This window comes from Mesorhizobium sp. WSM4306 (assembly GCF_007003975.1).
GTDB lineage: Bacteria > Pseudomonadota > Alphaproteobacteria > Rhizobiales > Rhizobiaceae > Mesorhizobium.
Genome location: NZ_VFTC01000030.1, coordinates 1 through 18,783, shown reverse-complemented (window position 1 = coordinate 18,783; position 18,783 = coordinate 1). Strand labels below are relative to the sequence as shown.

The window sequence follows — 18,783 nt, the reverse complement described above, 5'->3', positions numbered from 1 at the left end:
CTGGAAGAATGCAGAAATGGCCTCTTGTAGGATTGTCGACAATCTGCTTGTCTTGTTTCCGGCTCTCACTGGAGTGGCGACATGGCCAAGCTGGATTTCAGTCCGATCGCGGATACGACACGTCGGGCCGAGATCGTCGCGCTCTTGAGGCGCGCGATCCTGACCGGCCAGCTGGAGCCTGGCCAGAAACTCAATGAGCTGAGGATCGCCGAACAGATGCGGGTCAGCCGCGCGCCATTGCGCGAGGCGATGCGCGAGCTGGTGCAGGAAGGCATCCTGACCAGCATTCCCTATGCCGGCACTTTTGTGATCGATGTCACCGCCAAGGACATTGACGACGCCTATTCGCTGAACAAGGTGCTCGACGAATTCGCCATCGAGCGCACCTGGAAGCAGCGCGACCAACGCTTCTTCGACGAACTCGACAGCCGCCACGAGGCGGTGAAGCAGGCGACACGGGCGCGCGACACCACCCGCCAGATCGAAACCGCGCTGCAACTGCACGGGCTGATTTACGAGTGGGCCGACAATTCGGTGCTCTTGGAAACCTGGCAGCGGCTGACCAGCCGGCTGCAAATGTATTTTGCCCTGCACCAGCGGGCGCGCAATGAGCCGGTGCCGGCTGAGGATGTCCACGAGACCTATGTGCGGCTCTTGAAAGGCGCCGACATGCGCGCCGCCCAGCGCCACGCCCGCGAGCACATCGACCTCGATTTCGAGGAGCTGCTTGCCTATGCGCGCGCGGCCTCGAACAGCGGACATCGAAGGGCTGACCCTCCTCAACACCAAGCGACAACGGACAGACAAAGTGCAGATCAAAACCATCAAGGCTTTTCGCGTCGTGCAGCCCTTCGTGGACGGGCCTTACCGCATGTCCAAGGGGCGCGTCGCCGACTGCTTCGACGCGGTGATCGTCGCCATCACTTCCGACAGCGGCGTGACCGGCTGGGGCGAGATGGCGCCGCTCGGCAATTTCTATTCGGCCGCCTTTCCGGCGGGAACGCGTGCGGGCGTGGTCGAGATCGCGCCGCACCTGATCGGCCAGGACCCGCGTGGCCTCGCCGGCATCGGCCGGCTGATGGACACGGTCTTCAAGGGCCATCCCTACATCAAGTCCGCGCTCGACATGGCCTGCTGGGACCTGGCGGCGCGGGCCGCCGACGTACCGCTGGTGACCATGCTTGGCGGCCGCGAGAGCGATATGGCGGAGACCTACCGCGTCGTCACCCACGGCACGCTCGACCAGATGTCGGCACTGGCCAAGAGGATCATCGCCGAGGGCTGTCGGCGCCTGCAGGTCAAGGTCGGCGGCAATGTGCACGACGATATCGAGCGCGTCAGCGCAGTCGCCGCCGCTGTGCCGAAAGGCACGGTGATTTTCTGCGACGCCAATGCCGGCTGGACGCCCTACCAGGCGCGCCAGTTCGCCGATGCCACGCGCGGCATCGACTACACATTCGAGCAGCCCTGCACGACGATCGAGGAGAACATGTCGGTGCGCCGCATGCTCGACAAGCCGATGGTGCTGGATGAATCCGTGATCTCTCTCGAGGCGATGCTGGAGGTTCACCGCCTGGGCGCAGCCGATGGGCTGACGCTGAAGATCTCGCGGCTGGGCGGCGTGACCAGGAGCCGCCAGATCCGCGACGTCGCCGTCGATCTGGGCTTCATGATCACGGTCGAGGATACGGGCGGCGCCGAGATCGATACCGCGGCGATGGCACATCTGTCGCTGTCGACGCCGGAAGAGCGGCGGCTGCACGCCATCGCCTTCCATGAATGGGTGACGGTGCGCACAGCAAAAAACGCCCCGCCGGTCACCGGCAGTCATATGGGCATTCCCGACGGACCCGGCCTCGGCATCGATGTCGACCCGAGCCTCCTTGGCAAACCATTCTTCGAGATCGGCTCAAGATGAAGATCAAGCGCATCAAGGCAACGCCGATCAACTACCGGCTCGAAGCCCCAACTTGAATCCCGCCACGATTGCCAAATTGCCGGTTGAAATATTGTTCATTTAGAAATAGGAATGTTCAAAATGATGATTTGACGCTGCGGCGCGTCACGACTGGAGGAACGATATGGCCCATCCGCAATTTGCAGCGGAACTTCTGCAGCGCGCTGAAGCTCAAGGCCCGATCACCATCGGTCTCGCCGGGGCCGGGCAGATGGGCACCGATATCGTCGTCCAGGTGGCATTGATGCCCGGCATGCGGATCGGTGCCATTTCCGAGGTTCGGCCGCAAGCGGCGATCGATGCAGCGCTGCTGGCCGGCCATGACCGTTCCGACATCGTGCAGGCCGCCAATGCGTCTGCCATCGACCGCGTCATCGAGGCCGGCAAGATCGCTGTCACCGAGGATTTGCACGCGCTGGCCGCGGCCGGCCGTATCGACGTCATCATCGACGCCACCGGCAATCCCAACATCGGCACGCTGTTTGCACTCGAAGTGATGAAAAACGGCAAGCACATCGTCATGCTCAATGTCGAGGCCGACATCACCATCGGGCGCTTCCTCAAGGACGAGGCACGCAAGGCGGGCGTCGTCTACACCGGAGCGGCCGGCGACGAACCTGCCTGTACGCTGGAGATCATCGGCTTTGCCCGCAGCCTCGGCTTCAACATCATCGCCGCCGGCAAGGGCAAGAACAACCCGCTGAAGTTCGACGCCATGCCGGCCGACTACGCCAAGGAAGCGGCCGAGCGCAACATGAATGCGCGCATGCTGGTCGAGTTCGTCGACGGCTCCAAGACGGCGATCGAGATGGTGGCGATCGCCAACGCCACGGGCCTGGTGCCCGACGTGCCGGGCATGCACGGCCCGACCGCGACGCTGGAGGAACTCGCCAGCGTGCTTTGCCCGCGCGAGGATGGCGGCGTGCTGCACCGCAAGGGCGTGGTCGACTATTCCATAGGCAAGGGCGTGGCGCCCGGCGTGTTCTGCGTCATCGAAACCAGGCATCCGCGCGTCATGGAGCGGATGATCGACCTCAAGGTCGGCAAGGGCCCCTATTTCACGATCTTCCGCCCCTACCACCTGACCAGCCTGGAAGTGCCGCTGTCGGCTGCGCGTGCCGTCGTCTACAAGCGCGCCGACATGGAGCCGCTCGATCATCCGGTGGCCGAAGCGGTGGCGGTGGCCAAGAGCGACCTCGGCGCCGGGCAATCGCTCGGCATGATCGGCGAGACGGACTATCGCGGCTTTGCCATGACCTGGGAGGACGCGCGCGCCAAGGGTGCGCTGCCGCTCGGGCTTGCCGAACGCGCCAAGGTGGTCAAACCAATCAAGACCGGCGACTTTCTCACCTATGAAAATTGTGTACCCGACGATTCGATGGTGATAACGCAGATCCGCCGTCGTCTCGACCAGTCGGACGGACGGTTCGTGACCAACGCTGCCTGAACCTTCGGGAATAGCTGTGATGGACGATGTCGTTATCGGGATCGATGCCTCGACGACGGCGGTGAAGGCGATCGCTTTCGCGCGCGACGGCGCGGAGCTTTTCCAGGCACGCGAGACGTATCCGCTTTCAAACCCGAAGCCCGGCCATTTCGAGCAGGATGCCGAACATTGGTGGGCAGCCCTTGTCGGCGGGCTGAAGCAGGTCACCGACAAGATAGGAGCGTCGCGCGTAGCAGCGATCGCCATCGCCCATCAGCGCGAGAGCTTCACGCTGATTGATCATGCCGGCAAGCCGCTCATTCCCGCGATCCTGTGGCTTGACGAGCGCGCCCGACCGCAAGTCGCCCGGCTGTCAGCCGAGCTCGGCCGCGAAGTGATCCGCGACTGGAGCGGCAAGCCGCCAGACCCGACGCCTGCTCTCTATGCCATCGCCTGGCTGGCGGAGCACCAGCCGGAGGTGCTCTACAGCGCCGCCGCGCTCGTCGATGTTCACGGCTTCTTCGTCCATCGGCTTACAGGCCATCTCGTCACCAGCACGGCAAGTGCCGACCCGCTCGGGCTGATCGACGTCGCGACAGGCGAATGGCGCCCCGAACTCATCGCGGCCGCGGGACTCAGGCCCGAGCAGTTGCCGGCGCTGGTCGGTCCAGGCGAAATCTGCGGCGGACTTGCCGAAAGCATTGCGCAGTTGACCGGCCTGAAGGCTGGCACACCCATTGTCGCCGGTGCCGGCGACGGCCAGGCTATGGGCCTCGGCATGGGTGTCTATGGCGCCGGCAAGAGCTATCTATCGCTCGGCTCCGGCGTCGTCAGCGGCTGCTATTCCGGCACGGTCACCACATCGGACGCGTTTCGCACGCTGGTCTCGCCGACCGGTTCCGGCTTCATGCTGGAGACCGTGCTGCGCTCGGGCATGCAACTGGTCGACTGGATCGTGCGCATCACCGGCGCGACCTCCGCAGCAAAACTGGAGAAGCTTGCGGTCGATATCGCGGCCGGCAGTGATGGGCTGCTGGTCATGCCCTATTGGGCCGGTGTCATGAGCCCCTATTGGGATGGCGCGGCGCGAGGCGCTGTCGTCGGCCTGTCGCTCAACCATGAACCGAAGCATCTCTTCCGCGCGACGCTGGAAGGCATCGCTTTCGAGCAAGCCATCGCAAGCGAGGCGATGGAAGCCGAGAGCGTTGGCACACCGGCGGAAATGATTGCCGCCGGCGGCGGTACCAATTCGGCGCTGCTGATGCAAATCATGGCCAGCGTGCTCGAGCGGTCGCTTCTCGTGTCGCCGGTCAACGAGGCGGCCGCACTTGGCGCGGCCATGCTGGCGGCTTCGGCGATCGGCTGGTTCGCCTCGCCGGAAGAGGCAGCCAAGGCGATGGCGGCGGAGCCGGCCCGGCGTGTCGATCCGGACACGGCGCTGATGTCGGCTTACCGGACGCGCAAGGCGATCTACCGCGACCTCTATCACGCAACCCGCGACATCCATGTGCGGCTGGGCGCGATCTGAGCTCGAGCTGACGTTTCCGGTGGAAATTTTCGGTTTTCGATCCGCCGGCGCGCCAATCTGGCGCGGCGGCAAGTTCCTGGTCGCCGGCTATAGCCGCGACTGGGACTGGAACGTGCAGAAAGCCGATGGCACGGTCGAGACCACACTCGGCGGCTGCGACATCAGTTTTCTCACCGGCAAGGGCGTCGCCTCAAAGGATCTGGGCGGCGGCAAGCCGGTCGCGGGAAAATTCACGCCGATCGCGCTTGCCGACTGGTCGGACGACAGCCGTCCGGAGCCGTGCGAATTCCGACAGGCCCGCGACATTCAGCGATTGAGCAGGCCCTTGGCGGCATCCTCGTCGGTGATCAGCACCGATACCTTCGTCCCGGCGAGCGCCGCCCGCATCACGGCCACCTTCTCCTGCCCGCCTGAAACCAGGATGATGCTCGGAATATCCGAAAGCTCCTGCAGCGGATAGGCGCAGACGCGGCGGTTGACCTCATGGTCGACGGGGCGGCCCTCGGCGTCGATGAAATGGCACAAGAGGTCGCCGACCGCGCCGGCCGCCTGCAATTCCTCGAGTTCGCTCGGCTTGATGAAGCCGTAATTGGCGATCGGACTGTCGTTGGAAAACGAGCCGACGCTGAGCACGGCGATGTTGGCCCGCCGCGCCCGGAAGACGACATCCTGAACGCTGCGCTGGCTCATGAAGGCGTCGCGCTGCTCGGGCCTGTCGGCATAGACCGGCACCGGCAGCAGAAAACATTCGGCGCCGATCTTCTCGGCGAATTCCCAGGCGCTTTCGGTCGGGTTGAGCGGCTGCGCATGGGTGAGACCGCCGAGCATCGAAACGACCGTGGTTCTGGCGATCGGCCGCCTTGGCAGTTCGTTGATGGCGAATTTCAGCGTGCGGCCCCAGCCCAGCGCGATGACGTCGCCGGCATTGACGTTGTCGGCGAGATAGGCGGCGGCGGCGTGGCCGATCATCAGTGGCGCGTTGCTGCGGTCGGCGGCCGACGGCACCACGACGGCCTGACTGAGTCCAAAGCGCTGCCTGAGGCTTTCCTCAAGCTGCACGCATTCGACGACACTGTCGCGAATGCGGAACTGGACAATGCCCTCCTCGCGGGCGGCTGAGAGAATGCGGTGGACCTTGATCCTGCCTACGCCGAGGATTTCCGAAATGCGCTCCTGCGTCAGGCCCTCGACATAATAGTGCCAGGCAGCGCGGGCCTTCAGCTCGGCATCGGGGAAACGCGAGGCCTTCTCGTTTTCGACGGTCGCCATGCTCGTGCCCTCCCGCGGCAGATTTCGGAAATCTTTCCGCAAAGCGCCGCCCCCTGGCCTTCCCTAGGACAAACCGCCCGGTGGCGCAAACCGTGGCCGAGTGGCGCAACGGCTCTTGACAATTTTCTAATGAACAGTTTAGCTGAACAAAATTGCATATCAAAGATAAATTGTTCACAGGGAGGTGCCTGGTGAACAAGAGCGGACGGCAGGCCATCGCCGTTTCGCTGACGGAGGAGACGAAGTGGCCGTGAGCAATGATGCAAGCGAGTTGAAAGTCGCGACCGGCGCGCAAGGCGCGACGAGCGCGAAGCTTTCGGCGCTGTTCGCCGGAACCATGGGGCCGTTGATCGGGCTGGCGCTTTTGTGCCTGGCGCTGACCCTGACCACCGACACATTCCTCACCGTGCGCAACATCCTCAACGTGCTCGACCAGATCACCGTGCTCGGCATCATGGCGATCGGCATGACGCTGGTGATCCTGATCGGCGGCATCGATCTCTCGGTCGGCTCGGTGCTGGCGCTGGCCGCCATGGTGATGGGCTTCGTCGCCCACCCCGATTATCTCAATCTCGGCCTTGCGGCCGGCGTCATCGCCGGACTGGTCGTCGCCGGCCTTTGCGGACTGGTGTCCGGCCTGCTGGTGACCGTCACCCGGCTGCCGCCCTTCATCGCCACGTTGGCGATGATGTCGGTGGCGCGCGGTCTTGCCAACATGATCACCGACGGCTCGCAGATCGTCGGCTTCCCCGACTGGTTCACCAACTTGTCGATCATCCGCCATTTCGGCTTCCTGTCGGTGACCGTCGGATTGATGATGGTGCTGGCGATCATCTTCGCCATCTTCCTCAACTACCGCGCCACCGGCCGCAGCCTTTACGCCATCGGCGGCAGCGCCGAGGTGGCGCGGCTCTCCGGCATTCCGGTGAAGTCGCTGACCAACTGGGTCTACGCGATCTGCGGCGTGCTCGCCGGGCTTGCCGGCATCGTGTTGGCGGCGCGGCTGGATTCGGTGCAGCCGAGCTCCGGCCTCGGCTATGAGCTCGACACCATCGCCGCCGTGGTAATCGGCGGCGCCAGCCTGTCGGGCGGCGTCGGCTCGATCGGCGGCACCGCGGTCGGCGTGCTCATCATCGGCGTGCTGCGCAACGGGCTCAATCTGCTCGGCGTCTCGCCCTTCATCCAGCAGGTGGTGATCGGCGTGGTGATCGCGCTGGCGGTCGCCACCGACACCTGGCGCCGGCGAGCACAATAGGAATTCGCCCGGAGCGTCCGGGCGATAGACGGATCGGTCGATCCGAAACTGGGATGTTCCAAGGGGCGCGATGCGCTGGCGGGACAGTTTGACTATCAACGGAGGAAACACATGCTGACCAAACGTTCACTGCTGCTTGCCGCGGCCGCAATCATTCCGCTGCTCGGCCTGACCGACATAGCCTCGGCCAAAGAGGCCAAGAAACTCGGCCTCGCCGTTGCCAATCTGCAGGCCGACTTCTTCAACCAGATCAAGCAGTCCGTCGAAGCCTACGGTAAGGAGAAGGGCATCGAGATCGTCACCGTCGACGCCAAGGGCGATTCGGCAACGCAGGTCAGCCAGGTACAGGATTTGATCACGCAGAACATCGACGCGCTGATCTACATTCCGGCCGGCGCTACCGCCGCCACCGTGCCGACCAAGACCGCCAAGGCAGCCAGCATCCCGGTGATCAATGTCGACCGCAACGCCGACGGCGCGCCCGGCGACACCTTCATCGCCACCAACAGCGTCGCCTCGGCGCAAGCGGTGTGCGACTACATTGCCAAGCAGGCCGGCGGCAAAGGTGAGCTGATCATCATCCACGGCCAGAAGGGCACGACGCCGGAAGTCGACCGCTCGAAGGGCTGCGGCGAAGCGCTCAAGGGCTACCCCGACATCAAGGTGGTCGGCGAATTGTGGAGCGAAGGCTGGCATCAGGACGAAGGTTTCAAGCTGACGCAGGACCTGCTGCAGTCGCATCCCGATGTCTCCATCGTCATCGGCCAGGCCGATGCGCTGGCGCTGGGCGCGGCACAGGCGGTCAAGGTCGCCAATCCCGGCCACAAGGTCTGGGTTGCCGGCTTCGATGGCGACGTTGCGGCGCTGAAGGCGCTGAAGGACGGCGTGTTCGACGTCACCGCGACGCAGCAGACGCAAGGCATGGGCAGGCTCGCGGTCGATGCGGCGATCAAGCTGGTGGCTGGCGAAAGCATTCCGGCCGAGCAGCTGCAGGATGCGACGCTGACCACCAAGGACAATGTCGAGCAGTTCATCGCCAAGCACCCGTAACAGCTCGCACCGCGTAAGAGAGCGCCACGATGTCCACAGAGTCTCGCCATAGCGAAAGCCCGCACAATGGGCTCTTCGTCAACGGCCTCTGCAAGAGCTACGGACCGGTCCAGGTCCTGGCCGATGCGAGCTTCGACGTGCGGCCGGGCGAGGTCGTGGCGCTGCTCGGCGAAAACGGCGCCGGCAAGTCGACGGTGTCCAACATCATCGCCGGTTCGACCAGGGCCGATGCGGGCACCATCATCTGGCGGGGGAAACCCTACTCCCCCGCCAATCCCGCCGCCGCCATCGATGCCGGCGTCGGCATGATCCACCAGGAACTGAAGCTATTGCCGGACCTGTCGGTGGCGGAAAACGTCTATGTCGGACGCCTGCCGATGCGCGGCGGCCGCATCGACCGCGCCGGGATGAACGCCAAGGCCTCGGCGCAATTGAAGCGGCTCGGCCTCGACGTCTCGCCCGAGCGCAAGGTGCGCACGCTGCGCATCGCCGCCCAGCAGCAGGTGGAGATCGCCAAGGCGCTGACGCTCAATGCCGAGCTTTTGATCTTCGACGAGCCGACGGCAGCGCTTGGCGGCGAAGAGACGGAGCTTTTGTTCCAGCAGATCCGCAAGTTGAAAGCCGAAGGCATGTCCTTCATCTATATCAGCCACCGCCTCGACGAGATCGCGCAGATTGCCGACCGCGTCGTGGTGATGCGCGACGGCCGCATCGTCGCCCGCCACGAGCGCGCCGACATTCCCGTGCGCACCGTGGTGGAGCAGATGGTCGGCCGCTCGGTGGAGCGGATGTTCCCGCATCTGTCGCCGCCGCGCGAGGAGACGCTGCTCGAGGTCGAGAACCTGTCCTCGCCGGAAAAGAGTTTCAACGACGTCTCCTTCTCGGTCAAAGCAGGCGAAATCCTCGGCATTGCCGGGCTGATCGGCGCCGGCCGCACCGAGCTGGTGCGGGCGATCGCCGGCGCCGACCCGATCTCGTCGGGCTCGGTGCGGGTCGAGGGCCAAGCTGTGCATCTCAGCGGCCCGGCGGCGGCGATCAAGGCCGGCGTCGTACTGGTGCCGGAGGACCGCAAGGCGCAGGGCGTCGTGCTCGACCAGACAATCGGCGAAAATTTGGCATTCGGCAATTTCGACCATGTCGCGCCGAAGGGCTGGGTGTTTCCCAAGGCGGTGCAGAAATTCGCCGAGGCCGGCATCTCGCGGCTCGGGGTGAAGGGCAAGCCGAACCAGGCAGTGAGCAAACTTTCCGGCGGCAACCAGCAGAAGGTGATCATCGCCAAATGGGTGTCGCGGCCACCAAAGGTGTTTATCCTCGATGAGCCGACGCGCGGCATCGATGTCGGCGCGCGCGCGGCGATCTACGACGTCATCGCCGACCTCGCCCGCTCCGGCATGGCGGTGGTGGTGGTAAGCTCCGACCTCGAGGAAGTGCTGGGGCTGTCGCACCGCGTGCTGGTGCTGAGCCGTGGCCGGCAGCGCGGCATTCTCGACCGCAGCGAAGCCAGCAATGTCGCGGTCATGGAACTCGCCACCAGTTGAGGGACAGGAATCGGAACACAGCGCAGCAGGTGATATCCTCCCAGGCACCGGACCGCGCGGGGCGCTAACTCAAGAGTTGGCGCCCCTTCATTTCAGGGAGAGGGAGAGACATGACATTATTCGATCTCAGCGGCGACGTGGCGCTGGTGACAGGTGCGGGCAGCGGCATCGGGCAAGCCATCGCCATCGGGCTGGCGGAAGCCGGCGCCGACATTGCCTGTTTCGGCCATGCCTCCAAAGGCGGACTGGAGGAGACGGCGCGCAGGATCACCGCACTCGGCCGCAAGGCGCTGGTGCTGACCGGCACGGTGACGTCGGAAGGCGATCTGGCGGCTGCGGTCACGCGCACCGAGAAGGAACTCGGCGCGCTGACCATCGCCGTCAACAATGCTGGTATAGCCGGCGCCGAACCTGCCGAGACGCTGCCGCTGGAAAAATGGCAGAAGATCTACGACGTCAATGTCAGCGGCGTGTTCCTTTCCTGCCAGGCCGAGGCACGCGCCATGCTCAAGCGCGGCAAGGGCTCGATCGTCAACATCGCCTCGATGTCCGGTTCGATCGTCAATCGCGGCCTGACCCAGGCGCATTACAATTCGTCGAAGGCCGCCGTCATTCACATGTCGAAGAGCCTCGCCATGGAATGGGCCGATCGCGGCCTGCGCGTCAATGTGGTGAGCCCCGGCTACACGCTGACGCCGATGAACAAGCGCCCTGAGGTCGCCGAGCAGATCAAGATTTTCGAGCGCGACACGCCGATGGGGCGCATGGCGACGCCCGAAGAAATGGTCGGCCCGACCGTGTTCCTGGCCAGCCGCGCCGCGAGTTTCGTCACCGGCATCGACCTGATCGTCGATGGCGGCTTTGTCTGCTGGTAGGAGAAAAAATGCAGAAACGTTTTGAAGGCAAGACGGCGGTCATCACCGGGGCCAGCGGCGGCATCGGCGCGGCGATGGCGAAGCGCTTCGCCGAGGAAGGCGCCGCGGTCGTGGTCAGCGCCATCGATGCGCGCGTCGAAGACGTCACCGCCAGCCTGAAAGCAGCAGGCGTCAAGGTGGCGTCGATGCGCATGGATGTGACCAAGAAGGACGAGGTCGCCGCCCTCTACGATCTTGCCGAGAAGGAATTCGGCCGCGTCGACATTTCGGTGCAGAATGCCGGTGTCATTACCATCGCCCGGATCGAGGCGATGACCGAGGCCGAGTGGGACAAGGTGATGGCGGTCAACACCAAGGGCGTGTTCCTGTGCTGCCAGGAAGCGATCGCCCGCATCCGCAAGCATGGCGATGGCGGCCGGCTGATCAACACGGCCTCGGGCCAGGCGCGGCAGGGTTTTATCTACACGCCGCACTACGCGGCGTCGAAGTTCGGCGTCGTCGGCATCACCCAGAGCCTGGCCAAGGAAGTGGCCAAGGAGAAGATCACCGTCAACGCGATCTGCCCCGGCATCATCGACACCGATATGTGGGCTTATAATGATGCCGCCTGGGGCAAGCTTATGGGCGATTACAAGCCCGGCGAACTGATGGCCGAGTGGGTGAAGAACATTCCGATGGGCCGCGCCGGCAGCGGCGAGGATGTCTCCGGCCTGGTCAGCTTCCTCGCCAGCAACGACGCCACCTACATCACCGGCCAGACGATCAATGTCGATGGCGGCCTGATCATGTCGTGAAGTCAGCTCTGGCGGTTGGCAATCGACCAGTCTGAAATTCCGCAGTGCACGAGCCGTCAGCCGTTGCGCCGCATGAACGTTGGTATATATAATTTCATCCCATGAAACGGCCTTGGTGGGGATGGGGCTCGCCGGCCGAGATCATGGGACCTTGATGGCTCTGAAGTCACAGAGCGCCGCCGGAGCGGCGATCGATTCGTTGACGATTGCTCGCGCAGCAATCCATGCGATGCCATGACGCGGGCCTATCCAGCACCATACCACCACCAGATTGAGCACTATCTCGCCTGCGCCGGTTGCGGCCATGGAGATGGTATGGCGCGAACGAGCTTGCGTAACGACCCGCCTTTCCAACACAATCAAGAAAAGACGCAAGAAGGGAACGACTAAGAACTTCCACATGGTTTGACAGGAGAACAAGCATGTCATTTCGCAGTGTGATTTCGAACCTATCAATGGGAGCCTTGGCGCTTGCTGCTGCAAGCGCGCTGACACCGGCGGCGCAAGCGGCCGCGCCTGAATCCAACGACCCGATCAAGATCGCGCTGTTTGACTGGACCAGCGTCAACCTCAACGCCAAGATCCTTGGCGGCATTCTCGAAAAGCTCGGCTACACCGTCGAATATCCGACCGCCGACTACCTCTCCAGCCTGACCACCGGCCTCACCAATGGCGACATCGATGTCGGCCTCGAATTCTGGGACACAACGGCAGGCGAAGCGATGAAGGCCTCCGACGCCACCGGGCAGACCGAGCGACTCGGCAAGCTCGGACCGAAGGCCAAGGAAGAATGGTGGTTTCCCGAATACATGAAGGAGAAATGCCCGGGCCTGCCGAATTGGGAAGCGCTGAAGGACCCGAAATGCGCCGAGGCCTTTTCGACAGCGGAGACGGCGCCGAAGGGCCGCTATCTCGGTGGCCCGGTGACCTGGGAAGGCTTTGACGACGAGCGCGTCGAGGCGCTGAAGCTGCCGTTCACCGTCATCCATGCCGGCACCGACGCGGCGATGTTCGCCGAACTGGACTCGGCCTATCAGCGCAAGGCGCCGATCATGCTGTGGATCTATTCGCCGCATTGGGCACCGGCCAAATACAAGGGCGAATGGGTGCAATTCCCCGAATACACGCCGGAGTGCTACACCGACCCGAAATGGGGCACCAACCCCGACGCCAAATATGATTGCGGCAAGCCGCATGGCGAGATCTGGAAATACTCGTGGTCCGGCATGAAGGACAAATGGCCGGTCGCCTACAAGGTCGCCAAGGCCTACACGGTCGACACCGACGAGCTCAACAAGATGAGCGGCGAGATCGACCTCGGCGGCAAGACGCCTGAAGAAGTCGCCGCCGCCTGGATCGCCGCGCACGAAGCCGACTGGAAAGCCTGGGCGCAGTGATCGTTCCGACTGGAAGCCAGACCCGGCCGTAGCGGCCGGGTCTATTTCCCTATTTTCCAGAAGGACCATTGGATGACGGAAGCGACTGAACCGCAGGCAGTTGGCACGCCAAAGGATGCGCGGCCGATAAAGCTTGCCTGCCGCAATGTCTGGAAGCTATTCGGATCGAACGCGGCCAGTTTCATCCGCGAGCGCGACGGCAAGGCCAGCATGGCCGATGTCACTGCCGCCGGACTGGTCGGCGCGGTCCGCGCCGTCGATCTCGAAATACGCCAGGGCGAGATTTTCATCATCATGGGGTTGTCGGGCTCCGGCAAGTCGACACTGGTGCGCTGCATGTCCCGGCTGGTCGAGCCGACCCACGGCAAGGTCGAGTTCGAAGGCAATGATCTGCTCAAGATTTCCGATGCCGCGCTGATCGAACTGCGGCGCCATCGGATGGGCATGGTGTTCCAGAATTTCGCGCTGCTGCCGCATCTCAATGTGCTGGACAATATCGCCTTCCCGCTCAGCATCCAGGGGCAGGATCGGCCGACGCGGGAAGCGCGGGCGCGTGAGGTGATCGAGCTTGTCGGCCTGCGCGGGCGCGAGCATTTTTACCCGCGCGAACTCTCCGGCGGCCAGCAGCAGCGCGTCGGCATCGCGCGCAGTCTCGCGACCAAACCGGAGATCTGGTTTTTGGACGAACCGTTCTCGGCGCTCGATCCGCTGATCCGCCGCGAGATGCAGGACGAGTTGATGCGGCTGCAGACCATGCTGCACAAAACCATCGTCTTCATCACCCATGATTTCGACGAGGCGATAAGGCTGGCAGACCGCATCGCCATCATGAAGGATGGCGAGGTCATCCAGATCGGCACGCCGGAGCAATTGGTGGTCAATCCGGCGACTGACTATGTCGCCGAATTCACGCGCGACGTCGACCGCGCCAAGGTGATCTCGGCGCGCAGCCTGATGCGCGCCTGCGATGGCACCGAGCATGGCGGCACGGTTTCGCCCGATGCCAAGATCGCCAGTTTCTCGGCCAGCATCGTCGCCTCGGGCAAGCCGTTCGCCGTGGTCAACGGCACCGGCAAGCCGATCGGCGAAGTGACGCCGCAAGCCGTGATCGGGTTGCTGGCCGGTCTGGACAAACCGAGAGTCGGCGCATGACGGTGACGGCAAACGCCAGCGAGGCAAGACCGCCGGTTCAGCGCTGGTTGCTTGTCTGGGCGCTGGCACTTGCCGCCGTGCTGGTGGTGTTCCTGCTGCAGGACGGGCTGCCCTGGGCGGTCAACTATCCGGCCGAGGCGGTCGTCCCGGTCGCCGACTGGGTCAGCGCGCTGATGCGCTGGATCAAGTCGAACTTGTCGTGGCTAACGCGCTCGATCACCGCGGTGCTCGGCGTTCCCCTCGACTTCGCGCTCAATCTGCTGGCCAAGAGTTTCAAGATCGGCCATGGCGCCGATGCCTATGTGCTGCCGCGCCTGTCCTGGGTTGGCGTCTGCGCTTCGGCCTTCATCGCCGGCCATGCCGCCGGCGGCCGCAAGCTCAGCCTGCTGGTCGGCGGCTGCTTCCTCTACATCGCGCTGTTCGGCCAGTGGACGAGCGCGATGCTGACGCTGGCGCTGATTTCCATCGCCGTGCCGTTCTGCATCGTCACCGGCCTGTTCGCCGGCATCTGGGCCTGGCGCAAGCCGTGGGCCGAGAGGCTGATCATCTCCCCGGCGCTGGACCTGATGCAGACCATCCCGACCTTCGCCTATCTGATCCCGATGCTGCTTTTGTTCGGCAACAGCCCGGTCTCGGCGATGATCGCCACCGCCATCTTCGCCACGCCGCCAATGGTGCGGGCGACAATGCTTGGCCTGTCGCGGGTGCCGTCCGAGATCGATGATTTCAGTGAGATGGCCGGTTGCACGGCGCGGCAGAAATTGTGGCGGGTTCTGCTGCCCTCGGCGCGGCCGACGCTGATGGTCGGCGTCAACCAGGTGATCATGCTGGCGCTGAACATGGTCATCATCGCCTCGATGATCGGCGCCGGCGGGCTGGGCTACGACGTGCTCCTGGCCTTGCGCGCGCTGAAGGTCGGCGAGGCGATGGAAGCCGGCCTTGCCATCGTGGCTTTGGCTATCGCGCTTGACCGGCTGAGCCAGGCCATCGCCCACAAGCAGGCGAAAGGCCAGACGCATCAGGCAGTAAGCCCGGTCTTCTGGCGGCGCTATCCCCATCTGACGCTGGTGGTCGCCATCCTTGCCGCCACCACGCTGATCAGTCTCTATGTGCCTGCCTTCGCGGCGGTGCCGAAAGCGATCACCTTCACCACCGCGCCTTTGTGGAAGGCGGCGGTGAACTGGATAACGATCAACTTCTTCGACGTGATCGAGGCCTTTCGCGTGGCGCTGATCCTCAATGTGCTCAACCCGCTGCGCGCCTTCTGCGAAGGCTTTCCATGGTTGGGCGCGGTGGCCCTGCTTGGCCTTGCCGGCTACCAGTTAGGCGGCCTCCGCCTCGCCGCTTTGGTCGCGGCGCTGACTGCTTTCTGCGCCATCACCGGTCTCTGGGAAAAGACCATGGCGACGGTCTATCTCTGCGGCATCTCGGCCTTCATCGCTTGCCTGATCGGCATTCCGATCGGGCTCGCGGCTGCACGAAGCGACCGCTTCGAAAAGATCGTCACGCCTATCATCGACACGCTGCAGGTGCTGCCGTCTTTCTGCTTCATCATACCCGTGGTGATGCTGTTTCGCGTCGGCGACGTCACCGCCATGATCGCGACGGTCGCCTTCGCCGTGGTGCCGGCGATCCGCTATACCAATCACGGCATCCGCCAGGTGCCGCCGGCGCTGATCGAAGCGGCGAAAGTGTCCGGCTGTACGCCGCGCCAGACCTTCTTTCGCGTGCAATTGCCACTTGCGCTTCCCGAAATCATGCTCGGCGTCAACCAGACCATCCTGATGGCGCTGGCGATGATCATCATCTGCGCCATGGTCGGCACGCGCGATCTCGGCCAGGAGGTGTTCATCGCTCTGTCCAAGGCCGATTCCGGGCGCGGCATCGTCGCAGGCCTGGCCATCGCCTTCATCGGCATCGTCGCCGACCGGCTGTTCAATGCCTGGACGGCGAAGGCGCGAGCAAGGCTGGGGTGATGTGAAAATAGAGCCGTGCGGCTCTATTTTCCTTCTTGCTTGACCGAAAATCGGGATCCGCTTTTGCTTCGCCGGCCTTCGGTTCGGGATGATGCCCTACTCGGCCGCCACACCTTTCACTTCGAGATAGCTCTCCATCGAATCGTCCAGCGCCTGCAGCCAGGGCGTATGATGCAACGGCGCCATGGTGCCGGTCATCAGCGAGCGGTAGGCGTGGTCGCGGAAGCTCATAATGTCTTCCCCCTTGTGGTGCTCCCACTCCATGAAAGTCTGGTTGACCGCCTCGACGTCGAAGCCGGGATAGTCGGTCTGGTCCATCAGCTCCTTGGTGTAGTCGCCCTGGAACCAGATCATCTGCTCGGCGTCTTCCAGCGTCTCCTCGCGGGCCCGCCATTTGGCGCCGTGTTCCGCCATCGCCTGCGCCGACGGCAGCTTGATGCGGCCCATGATGACATCGCGGGCGAACCAGGCCTGCGCGTCGAACATGTTGAATGTGTAGAACTGGTCCTGCATGCCGATATAGGACAGTTTCGGGTTCTTCTCCCAGACGACGCCTTCATAGAGGTCGAGCGGCCACATGCGGTTGGCGGTCTTGAGTTTCAGATCGTCGGTGAGGAAGGGGAAGGAATGCAGATAGCCGGTGCACAGGATGATGGCGTCGACGTCCTTGGTCGTGCCGTCCTTGAAATGCGCGGTCTTGCCGACCACCTTCTGCAGCAGCGGGACCTCCTTCCAGTTCTCCGGCCATTTGAAGCCCATCGGCTTGGAGCGGTAGCTGGAAGTGATGGATTTGGCGCCGTATTTGTAGCATTGCGAGCCGATATCCTCGGCCGAATACGAGCGGCCGATGATCAGGATGTCCTTGCCCTTGAATTCCATGGCGTCGCGGAAATCATGGCTGTGCAGGATGCGGCCGTTGAAGGTCGAAAACCCTTCGAAATAGGGAACGTTGGGCACCGAGAAATGCCCCGACGCAACGACGACATTGTCGAACTCTTCGGAGTAGGTGACGTCGTTGGTGCGGTCATGCGCGGTGACGGTGAATTTCTTCGTCACGTCCGAGAAGGTGACCATGCGCACCGGGCTGTTGAAGCGCACCCATTTGCGCAGGCCTGATTTCTCGACGCGGCCCTTGATGTAGTCCCACAAAACGGCGCGCGGCGGGTAGGAGCCGATCGGCCGGCCGAAATGTTCCTCGAATGTGTAGTCGGCGAATTCCAGGCATTCCTTCGGCCCGTTCGACCAGAGGTAGCGGTACATCGAGCCGTGCACAGGATCGCCATGTTCGTCGAGGCCGGTGCGCCAGGTGTAGTTCCACAAGCCGCCCCAGTCGGACTGCTTTTCGAAGCAGACGATTTCGGGAATTGCGGCGCCCTTGTCTTCAGCCGATTTGAAGGCCCTGAGCTGGGCCAGGCCGGATGGCCCGGCTCCAATGACGGCAACGCGAGTGTTCATGGCAGGCCTCCCGGGCTCATTTCAACTTTGACGCAATTCCTGTTGGAAAACCGTTTCACGCTTTTCCTGGGATTGCTCTTACGAAACAAATTTCACTCACAGTGACAGTAATTGCCCCTTCGATGCTGTCAACAGGCCTTGTGGCGAAACCGCGTTTCGTCCCTGCGGATTTTCGGCAAAACCCGATGACAGCGCAAATCCGGACCCGACACCATTCGACTTAAGGGGCTTGCGTAGCGGTTGCCTTTCTGTACCGGCAGCGAATATGTTCACCTTGAGTGAAATAAATCTGCGATTCTTGGGAGCGGCGACATGGCGAAGACAGCATCCGATCTCAAGCCCGGCGCCGGTCCGGCCAAGGCAAAGCCGCTGGCGAAGGTCTCGGTGGACGGGAAGACCATTCGTACGCCGCTGACGCAGAACCCGCACGCCATCCGCGACACACGCGAAAAGGTGCTGGAGGTGGCGATCGGCCGCGAGGTGCGCGCCTTCCGCAAGAAGCTCGGAATCACCGTCGCAGATCTGGCTGTCGCCACCGACATTTCGCTGGGCATGCTATCGAAGATCGAAAACGGCATCACCTCGCCCTCGCTGACGACATTGCAGGCGCTGTCTCGTGCGCTCGGCGTTCCCGTCACCGCCTTCTTCCGCCGCTTCGAAGAGGAGCGCAGCGCCGTCTTCGTCAAGGCCGGCGAAGGCCTCGATGTCGAGCGCCGCGGCACGCGCGCCGGCCACCAGTACAATCTGCTCGGACATATCGGTTCCAACACCAGCGGTGTCGTCGTCGAGCCCTATCTGATCACGCTGACCGAGGATTCGGATGTCTTCCCGACCTTCCAGCATGAGGGCATGGAATTCCTCTACATGCTGGAGGGCGAAGTGGTTTACCGGCACGGCAGCAACCTCTATCCGATGAAGCCCGGCGACAGCCTGTTCTTCGACGCCGACGCGCCACACGGGCCGGAGCAGCTGACGAAACTGCCGATGCGGTATTTGTCGATTATCTGTTATCCGCAGAACAGCGCTGGTTGAGTGGGCTTGGTTCCTCGCCCCCACGACAGTGGGGGAGAGGTGGCTCGGCGAAGCGGACGGAGAGGGGGCCTTCGTAGGG

The 18,783-nt window shown here is 63.5% G+C and carries 14 protein-coding genes and 1 pseudogene; 13 read left to right on the top strand and 2 right to left on the bottom strand.

The genetic code is table 11. From position 1 onward, the window contains the following. Window positions 1-81 precede the first annotated feature (81 nt). From FJV77_RS26690 to FJV77_RS26675, 4 genes and pseudogenes are all read left to right on the top strand, one after another. Window positions 82-648: pseudogene (locus FJV77_RS26690) on the top strand (GntR family transcriptional regulator); the annotation flags it as partial. 160 nt (window positions 649-808) lie between these two features. After that, a complete protein-coding gene (locus FJV77_RS26685; protein ID WP_142869511.1) occupies window positions 809-1,918 on the top strand; it encodes a mandelate racemase/muconate lactonizing enzyme family protein in 1,110 nt (369 codons plus the stop codon). Window positions 1,919-2,081: 163 nt separating this feature from the next. Next, window positions 2,082-3,404 (top strand): homoserine dehydrogenase, encoded by a 1,323-nt coding sequence (locus FJV77_RS26680; RefSeq protein ID WP_142869510.1) that lies wholly within the window; start codon window positions 2,082-2,084, stop codon window positions 3,402-3,404. Window positions 3,405-3,423: 19 nt separating this feature from the next. Then, entirely contained in the window at window positions 3,424-4,911 is a 1,488-nt protein-coding gene (locus tag FJV77_RS26675) for an FGGY family carbohydrate kinase (RefSeq protein ID WP_142869509.1), read from the top strand. A gap of 306 nt (window positions 4,912-5,217) precedes the next feature. Here FJV77_RS26675 and FJV77_RS26670 read toward each other — a convergent pair whose 3' ends face one another. Continuing rightward, entirely contained in the window at window positions 5,218-6,180 is a 963-nt protein-coding gene (locus FJV77_RS26670; RefSeq protein ID WP_142869508.1) for a sugar-binding transcriptional regulator, read from the bottom strand. Window positions 6,181-6,424: 244 nt separating this feature from the next. Between FJV77_RS26670 and FJV77_RS26665 the strand changes: the two genes are divergently transcribed. The 8 genes from FJV77_RS26665 to FJV77_RS26630 all read left to right on the top strand — a co-directional run bounded on the left by FJV77_RS26665 (window position 6,425) and on the right by FJV77_RS26630 (window position 16,217). Beyond that, window positions 6,425-7,435 (top strand): ABC transporter permease, encoded by a 1,011-nt coding sequence (locus FJV77_RS26665; protein ID WP_142869507.1) that lies wholly within the window; start codon window positions 6,425-6,427, stop codon window positions 7,433-7,435. Window positions 7,436-7,546: 111 nt separating this feature from the next. After that, a complete protein-coding gene (locus tag FJV77_RS26660; RefSeq protein WP_142869506.1) occupies window positions 7,547-8,485 on the top strand; it encodes a sugar ABC transporter substrate-binding protein in 939 nt (312 codons plus the stop codon). A 29-nt stretch (window positions 8,486-8,514) separates the two neighbouring features. Then, entirely contained in the window at window positions 8,515-10,023 is a 1,509-nt protein-coding gene (locus FJV77_RS26655) for a sugar ABC transporter ATP-binding protein (protein WP_142869505.1), read from the top strand. A gap of 110 nt (window positions 10,024-10,133) precedes the next feature. Then, window positions 10,134-10,898, top strand: coding sequence for an SDR family oxidoreductase (locus tag FJV77_RS26650; protein WP_142869504.1), 765 nt, complete (start codon window positions 10,134-10,136; stop codon window positions 10,896-10,898). 8 nt (window positions 10,899-10,906) lie between these two features. Then, on the top strand, window positions 10,907-11,692 hold the full coding sequence (locus FJV77_RS26645) for an SDR family oxidoreductase (RefSeq protein ID WP_142869503.1): 786 nt from the start codon (window positions 10,907-10,909) through the stop codon (window positions 11,690-11,692). Between the two features lie 422 nt (window positions 11,693-12,114). Further along, window positions 12,115-13,089 carry an ABC transporter substrate-binding protein gene (locus FJV77_RS26640; protein WP_142869502.1) on the top strand — a complete coding sequence of 325 codons (975 nt, stop codon included), beginning with the start codon at window positions 12,115-12,117 and terminating at the stop codon, window positions 13,087-13,089. 72 nt (window positions 13,090-13,161) lie between these two features. Next, window positions 13,162-14,241 carry a glycine betaine/L-proline ABC transporter ATP-binding protein gene (locus tag FJV77_RS26635; protein WP_142869501.1) on the top strand — a complete coding sequence of 360 codons (1,080 nt, stop codon included), beginning with the start codon at window positions 13,162-13,164 and terminating at the stop codon, window positions 14,239-14,241. Further along, window positions 14,238-16,217 (top strand): ABC transporter permease subunit, encoded by a 1,980-nt coding sequence (locus FJV77_RS26630; RefSeq protein WP_142869500.1) that lies wholly within the window; start codon window positions 14,238-14,240, stop codon window positions 16,215-16,217. The genes FJV77_RS26635 and FJV77_RS26630 overlap by 4 nt, the downstream gene beginning before the upstream one ends. A 96-nt stretch (window positions 16,218-16,313) precedes the next feature. Here the strand turns inward: FJV77_RS26630 and FJV77_RS26625 are convergent, their stop codons facing one another. Then, a complete protein-coding gene (locus tag FJV77_RS26625; RefSeq protein WP_142869499.1) occupies window positions 16,314-17,672 on the bottom strand; it encodes an NAD(P)/FAD-dependent oxidoreductase in 1,359 nt (452 codons plus the stop codon). Between the two features lie 312 nt (window positions 17,673-17,984). Between FJV77_RS26625 and FJV77_RS26620 the strand changes: the two genes are divergently transcribed. Beyond that, on the top strand, window positions 17,985-18,704 hold the full coding sequence (locus FJV77_RS26620) for an XRE family transcriptional regulator (RefSeq protein ID WP_142869498.1): 720 nt from the start codon (window positions 17,985-17,987) through the stop codon (window positions 18,702-18,704). The last annotated feature ends 79 nt before the right edge of the window (window positions 18,705-18,783 follow it).